Below are 558 nucleotides of genomic sequence, written 5' to 3' on the forward strand. Positions count from 1 at the left end.
CCTCGAAGACCAGGAACGGCGCGTTGCCGCCGAGCTCCATGGACGAGCGCATGACGTGCTGCGAGGCCTGCTCGAGCAGCCTGACACCCACCGCCGTGGACCCGGTGAAGCTGATCTTGCGCGCGATCCCGCTGGACATCCACGGCTCGACGACGGAGCCGGCATCGGTCGTGCACACGATGTTCAGCACTCCGGCGGGCACCCCGGCCTCGAGCATGATGTCGGCCAGCGCCAGCGACGTCAGCGGGGTGAGCTCGGCCGGCTTGAACACCATGGTGCAGCCGGCGGCGATGGCCGGGGCGATCTTGCGCGCCCCCATGGCCAGCGGGAAGTTCCACGGCGTGACCAGCACGCACGGGCCCACCGGTCGCTGGGAGACCATGAAGCGTGTCTTCCCGTCGCCCGAGAGCATCTGGTCCCCGCCGATGCGCACGGCCTCCTCGGAGAACCAGCGCAGGAACTCCGCGGCGTAGGCGACCTCGCCCTTGGCCTCGGCCAGCGGCTTGCCCATCTCCGAGGTCATGATCAGGGCGAGCTCGTCCTGCCGGACCATGACCA

Annotated in this window: 1 protein-coding gene; it reads right to left on the bottom strand. The window is 69.7% G+C overall.

Annotated elements, in window-relative coordinates; translation table 11 throughout:
• A partial coding sequence (locus tag IG178_RS25035; RefSeq protein WP_193215277.1) for an aldehyde dehydrogenase family protein occupies nt 1-558 on the bottom strand: 558 nt, incomplete at both ends.

This window comes from Neoluteolibacter marinus (genome assembly GCF_014904755.1).
Lineage (GTDB): Bacteria > Verrucomicrobiota > Verrucomicrobiia > Verrucomicrobiales > Akkermansiaceae > Haloferula > Haloferula marina.